2 protein-coding genes and 3 pseudogenes are annotated in these 6,239 nt (G+C 72.0%); 4 read left to right on the top strand and 1 reads right to left on the bottom strand.

Annotation, left to right across the window (positions count from 1 at the left end):
• Positions 1–336: pseudogene (locus QOL99_RS14220) on the bottom strand (hypothetical protein); the annotation flags it as partial.
• 91 nt (positions 337–427) lie between these two features.
• Between QOL99_RS14220 and QOL99_RS14215 the strand changes: the two are divergent.
• The 4 genes and pseudogenes from QOL99_RS14215 to QOL99_RS14200 all read left to right on the top strand — a co-directional run.
• On the top strand, positions 428–1,219 hold the full coding sequence (locus tag QOL99_RS14215) for a TIGR00282 family metallophosphoesterase (RefSeq protein WP_285524779.1): 792 nt from the start codon (positions 428–430) through the stop codon (positions 1,217–1,219).
• Between the two features lies 1 nt (position 1,220).
• Positions 1,221–3,825, top strand: a pseudogene (locus QOL99_RS14210) (phosphoenolpyruvate carboxylase).
• Positions 3,826–4,175: 350 nt separating this feature from the next.
• On the top strand, positions 4,176–5,627 hold the full coding sequence (locus QOL99_RS14205) for an alpha-amylase family glycosyl hydrolase (protein ID WP_285524780.1): 1,452 nt from the start codon (positions 4,176–4,178) through the stop codon (positions 5,625–5,627).
• A gap of 207 nt (positions 5,628–5,834) precedes the next feature.
• Positions 5,835–6,239: pseudogene (locus tag QOL99_RS14200) on the top strand (chloride channel protein); the annotation flags it as partial.

Raw genomic sequence — 6,239 nt, 5'->3', positions numbered from 1 at the left:
GTGCAGCGCCGCTCCCCAGCGCACCGCCCGGACCTGCCCGGGAGAGAGCCCGGCAGCCTGGGCCAGCGAGACGGCCAGGGCCACCACCCGCTCCCCGTGGCCCCGGCCCCCGCCCTGCAACGAGGCCAGCATCTCGACGACCGCGTCGAGGGCAAGGTCCGGGTGTGCGGGCAGCCGGTTGGCCGCCGTCCAGACCGCCCCCGTCTCTGCCCCCAGTTCGGCCAGTTGCGCCAGCACCTCGCCCGTTGCCCGACGAACCCCACCAGACCGCGCCCCACGGGGACAGGTGGGCCAGACCGCAGGAGAGGAGGGGGGGACCAGCGCGAGCATCTGCATGAAGGAAAGATAAACGTTTGGGTGTGAGGAAAGGGTGATCGTGCCGCTGGGCAGCGGGGGCGCCGGGCCGCGTGTCCACTAAGGTTGGGCCATGTTGCGTGTGCTGTTTGTGGGGGACGTGTACGGCCAGCCGGGGCGGCGGCTGCTGGCCCAGCATCTGCCGGGGCTGCGGGCCGGGTTCGATTTCATCATCGTCAACGGCGAGAACGCTGCCGGGGGCTTCGGCCTGCACCGCGAGGCGGCGGCGGCGATCCTGGCGGCGGGCGCGGGCTGCATCACCCTGGGCAACCACGCCTGGCATCACAAGGACGTGTTTTCCATGATGCTGGACGAGACCCAGTTTCCCATCGTGCGCCCGCTGAACTATGCCGACCCCGGCACACCGGGCCTGGGCTGGCGCTCCTTCGACGTGAGGGCGGCGGCGGGAGGCACCGAGCGGCTGACGGTGGTGAACCTGCTGGGGCGCGTCTTCATGGAGGCCGTCGCCAATCCCTTTCAGGCGATGGACGAGCTGCTGGCGCGGGACGACCTCGGCAGCGTCTTCGTGGACCTGCACGCGGAGGCGACGAGCGAGAAGGCGGCGCTGGCGTGGCACCTCGACGGGCGGGTGGCCGCCGTGATCGGCACGCACACCCACGTGCCCACCGCCGACACCCGCATCCTGCCGGGCGGGACCGCCTTTCAGACCGACGCGGGCTTCACCGGGCCGCACCGCAGCGTCATCGGGGCCGCGCCCGAGGGACCCATCCAGAAGTTCCTGACCGAGCGGCCCCACCGCTTCAGCGTGGCGGGCGGCCCGGCGGAACTCAACGCGGTGCGGCTGGAGTTGGAAGGCAACCGCGCCCTGTCGGCCGAGCGCTACCGTTACGTGGAGGAGGACTGAAATGGCGCTGAACCACGACGTGAACCTGCTGGGCCGGACGCTGGGGCAGGTGCTCAGGGAGCAGGAGGGCGAGACCTTCTTCGATCTGGTGGAGGAGGTGCGCCGCCTCGTGCGGGAGGTGCGGGCGGGGGGCGACGACGCCGAACTGCACGCCCTGCTGGAGGGGCTGGACGCGGGCACGGCGGCCAACCTGGTGCGGGCCTTTACCTGGTATTTCCAGCTGGTCAATCTGGCCGAGGAATACGAGCGGGTGCGGGTGCTCTCGGGGACGCAGGGGGTACGGCCCCAGAGCCTGGAGGGGGCGCTCACCGAGCTGAAGGCCCAGGGGGTCACGGCGGACGAGGCGGAAGCGCTGCTGGCGCGGCTGGACCTGGGCCTGACCTTCACCGCCCACCCCACCGAGATGCGGCGGCGGACGGTGCGCCACCACCTCGTCGAGATCGCCCGCGCCCTGCCGGGGCTGGCTCTGTCGGATTCGGAGGGCGAGGACGCCCCCGAGGAGATTGCCGCGCACGTCGAGGCGCTGTGGGGCACCCCCGAGCTGCGGCGGCTGCGGCCCACCGTGCAGGACGAGGTCAAGGGCGGCCTGACCTACCTGACCTCCATCGCGCGGGCGCTGCCGGAGTTGCAGCGCGACCTCACGCGGGCGTTCCGGCGGGTGTACGGGCGGGAGACGGCGGCGACCCTGCCGCTCTCCTTTTCCTCGTGGATGGGCGGGGACCGTGACGGCAACCCCTTCGTGACGCCGGAGGCCACCCGGGGAGCGCTGGCCCTGCACCGCGAGCGGGCGCGTGAGCTGCTGCTGCCCGCCCTGCGCCGCGCCTACGCCGACCTCAGCCAGGAGGAGTTGGAGGACAGCGGCGATACCTTCCGCACCGGGATCCAGGCCCTCCACGCCGAGGTGCAGGAAGGCACCGCCCCCGACCTCGTGCCCCGGCTGGAGGCGCTGCGGGAGCGGCTGGAGGCCCAGGGCCAGCGCCGCAGCGCCGAGCGGCTGCTCGCTCCGCTGCTGACGGTGGCCCGCGTGTTCGGCACCCACCTCGTCAGCCTGGATATCCGCGAGCACAGTGGACAGACGGAGGGGGCGGTGGCGAGGTTGCTCGCGGCGGCCGGGGTGGAGGCCGACTATCTGGCTCTCCCCGAACACGCCCGGCTGGAGGTGCTGACCCGTGAGCTGCGCTCCCGCCGCCCGCTGTGGCCCGCCGGGAAAGCATTGACGCCCGAACTGGAGACGGCGGTCGGGCCGCTGCGCGAGGTGCAGGCGGCGATCCGGGCGAGCGGTCCCCGCGCCTTCGGGCGCTACGTGATCAGCATGGCCGAGAGCGTCAGCGACGTGCTGGAGCCGCTGCTGCTGGCGCGGGAGGTGGGGGTGCGGGTGCTGCCGGTGCCCCTCTTCGAGACGCTGGCCGACCTGCGGGGAGCGCCGGGGATCGTCTCGGACCTGCTCGCCCTGCCGGAGTACCGGGCGGTGCTGGGCGGCGACGTGCAGGAGATCATGCTGGGCTATTCCGACTCCAACAAGGACGCGGGATTCCTGGCCGCGAACTGGGCGCTGCACGAGGCGCAGCGGCAGCTCAGCGAGGTCTGCCGCCGGGCGGGGGTGCGCTGGCGCTTTTTTCACGGGCGCGGCACGTCCATCGGGCGGGGGGGCGGTCCGGCGTCGCGGGCGATCCTGGGGCAGCCTGCCGGGACGATCGACGCGGGGCTGCGCCTCACCGAACAGGGCGAGGCGCTGGCCGACAAGTACAGCCACCCGGTGCTGGCGCGGCGCAATCTGGAACAGGCGCTGTACGGCATGATTCTCGCCGCCGCCCGCCCCGCCGCCGAGCCGCCCGCCAATTGGACGGACGCGCTGGGCCGTGCGGCGGAGGCGAGCGCCGCCGCGTACCGGGCGCTGGTGGACGACCCCGGCTTCCTCCCCTTCTTCGAGGCCGTCACCCCCATCCACGAGATCTCGCGCCTGAACATCGCCTCGCGCCCGGTGCGGCGGCCCGGAGCGCCCACGCTGTCCAACCTCCGCGCGATCCCCTGGGTGATGAGCTGGACGCAGAACCGCGCCAACCTCCCCGGCTGGTATGGGCTGGCGGACGGGCTGCGCGAGATCGGCCCCGAGCTGGCCCGGACCATGTACGCGGACTGGCCCTTTTTCCGCTCGGTGCTGGACAACGCGCAGATGAGCCTTGCCAAGACGGACCTGCTGATCTTCGACGAGTACCTGCGCCTGACCGGAGGCAGCCTCCTCGCCGCGCGGCTGAAAGGGGCTTACGCCGAGACGGTGCGCCTGGTGGAGGAGGCGGTGGGAACCGAGCTGCTGGGCAACGAGCCCAGGCTGCGCGAGAGCATCCGGCTGCGCAACCCCTATATCGACCCCATCCACCGCATCCAGGCCGAACTGCTGCGCCGCGCCCGCGCCGAGGGCGAACGGGAAGACGCCTTNGCTGCGCGAGAGCATCCGGCTGCGCAACCCCTATATCGACCCCATCCACCGCATCCAGGCCGAACTGCTGCGCCGCGCCCGCGCCGAGGGCGAACGGGAAGACGCCTTCGAGCGCCCGCTGCTGCTGAGCCTCCAGGGCATCGCGGCGGGGGTGCGGAACACGGGGTGAGGGGCAAGGGGTCAACCCCCGCTCTCGCTCACGCTGTCTTTTCTCTGTGTCAGCCGCCTTCAACGTCCCCACCCCTCAAGTCCACGTTCCAGGCAGACGAGCCGTTCGGCCTGGGGAGCGCCGAGGCCTTTCACTTGGGCGGAAGGATGGCGTGGAGGGGGAAACGGGGGCGGGCCGAGCAACGCGGGAAGATGGGGGAACACCCTTTGCCGAGCGCAGCGCTGCTCCCCCTTCCTTCTGGGGACTCGCAGAGCTGCTTGCAGAGGGGGCTGGGGGGAGGGGCAAACCGCAATCAAGACGCCCGGCCCCCCCACAGCAACCCCACCGAGCCCACACGCTACCCTCTCCCCATGCGCCCCCTCCCCCTCACCGCCCTGCTGCTGGCCTCCGCCGCCGCCGCCCAGACCGCGCCTGCCCTTCCCTCCTTCGAGGGCCAGATCATCTATCAGGTCATGCCCGACCGCTTCTTCGACGGCGACAGGGCCAACAACGCGGGCGTGGACCGCTCCAACCTCCGCGCCTGGCACGGCGGCGACCTGCCCGGCCTGACCGCCAAACTGCCCTACATCGAGAAATTGGGGGCGACGGCGGTGTGGCTGACCCCGGTCTACCGCCAGCAGACGGCCAACTCCTTCGACACGGCCCCCTACCACGGCTACTGGCCCGCCGATTTCCGCGACGTGGACCCCCACTTCGGGACCCTGGCCGACTTCGGGCGGTTCACGGCGGCGGCGAAGGCGGCGGGGATGCGCGTCGTGCTCGATCAGGTCATCAACCACTACGGCTACGAGGCCCCGACCGTGCGCCAGAAGCCCGCGTGGTTTAACGGGGAAGCGCAGTGCGCGGCCTCCCAGAACCGCGACGTGGACTGCCCCCTCTCCGGCCTGCCCGACCTGCGCCAGAGCAATCCGGAAGTGCGGCAGTTCCTGCTGGAGAACGCCGACTTCTGGCGGAAACAGGGCGTGGACGCCTTCCGCTACGACGCGATCAAGCACGTGGAGGGCGACTTCCTGCGCGAGCTGCTGAACCGTGACCGCGCCGCCGGGACGTGGACGCTGGGCGAGTGGTACGACGCGGACACGGGCACGGTGGCCGACTGGCAGAAGGCGGGCTTCGACAGCCTCTTCCTGTTCAGCCTGCAAGGAGCGATGCGCCAGAGCGTGATGGGCAGCAGCAGCCTGACGAACGTGGCGAACGTGCTCTCGCGGCAGGACGAACTCGTGCGCCCCAGTGAGGTGGCCCTCTTCCTCGACAACCACGACGTGCCGCGCTTCGCCCAGGGAACCCTCTTCGAGGACGAGGGTCAGGCCCGCACCCGCTACGGCCTGCGGGCGCTGATGACCCTCAGGGGGGTCCCGGTGATCTACCAGGGCACCGAGATCGCCATGCGCGGTGGGGGCGATCCCGACAACCGCCGCTCCATGCGCTTCGAGAACGCGTGGACCCCCGCCGAGCGCGAGGTGTTCGGGGCCGCTCAGGGCGCGATTGCGGCCCGCAAGGCCAGCCGGGCGCTGAGCGTGGGGGGCCAGACGCTGCTGCCCGTGCCCGCCCGCCTGGAAGACGACCTGCTCCTGCTGACCCGCCAGAGCGGCGACGAGCGCGTGCTGGCCGCGTGGCACGGGGGCCGCGAGCGCAAGACGTACTCCATCCGGCTGAACACCCTGGGGCTGGGGAGCGGCACCCAGGGGGTGACCCGCAGCCTGTACACGGGGCAGGACGCCAAGGTCAGCGTGAGCGGGGGCTGGCTGCACCTCAGCCTGCCGGGGCGGGACGCGGCGGCCTTCACGCTGGCGCTGAAGTAGGGCGTGGGGCGGCGTGGACTCGCTGGGCTGGGGCGCCTCGCGAGTCCGCCCGCCCCAAGAGACTCTGACCACCAAGAACGAATACAGTTCTAACCCTCTCTCCTCGTGGGAGAGGGCCTTGCGGGAGATTGGGGTAGGGGGATCTTGCTGCCCACCCCTCCCGGTCCAACCGCCTGAGCGCGGTCCCCTGCACTACCATGCAGCGCGATGCGTTCTCCCCTGCCCCGCGCCGTCCTGATTCGCCTGGAAACCGGGCGGCTGGTGGTCCTGAGCGTGCTGCTGGGCGGGCTGGTGGGGGCGCTGTGCGTGGGGCTGCGGCTGGGGCTGGAGTGGTTGCTGGAGGCCGGAGCCTGGCTCACCGGCTTCTCGCCCCCCGGCACCCCCGGCGAGGGCGGGCTGCTGATGACGTTCGGGGAGGCCCTGCCCTGGGGGTTGCTCGCGCTGCCGCTCGTCGGGGCCGCCTACGTCTGGCTGATTCCGCGCGAGGACGGCGATCCCCTCAACCAACTGGTGCGCGGCGCCCACACGCGGGGCGACACGCCCACCCTCCCCACGCAACTGCGGACGCTGGCGGCCACGCTGCTGGGCCACGGGGCCGGGCTGCTGGTGGGC

Source organism: Deinococcus rhizophilus, from assembly GCF_030271215.1.
Lineage (GTDB): Bacteria > Deinococcota > Deinococci > Deinococcales > Deinococcaceae > Deinococcus > Deinococcus rhizophilus.
Note: the sequence above shows the minus strand (reverse complement) of the source record. Positions and strands in the feature narration are given on the sequence as shown.